Consider the following 266-nt stretch of genomic DNA (forward strand, 5'->3'; position numbering starts at 1 on the left):
CCCTATACAGTATGCAACCACAGAGCCTGCAGCAGAACCACGTCCCGGCCCTACAAATACTCCGATATCACGTCCTGCTTTGATAAAATCAGATACAATCAAAAAGTATCTGGCAAAACCCATGATTTTAATGGTGTTCAGCTCAAAGTTCAATCGTTCTTCTATTTCCGGTGTAAGCTCTTTATAGCGGTCCTTAGCTCCTGTATAGGTTAAGTGATTCAAATAATCATCCTGTGTGGCAAAACCTACAGGCATCTGAAAGTTTG

1 protein-coding gene is annotated in these 266 nt (G+C 42.1%); it reads right to left on the reverse strand.

Translation table 11 applies throughout. The annotated features are described in order from the left end of the window. Positions 1 to 266 (reverse strand): hypothetical protein (locus ACS2QP_RS27890; RefSeq protein WP_438883087.1); only part of this gene is annotated, 266 nt, incomplete at both ends.

The sequence above is a fragment of the Bacillus cereus group sp. Bce019 genome, from assembly GCF_051781745.1.
GTDB lineage: Bacteria > Bacillota > Bacilli > Bacillales > Bacillaceae_G > Bacillus_A > Bacillus_A cereus.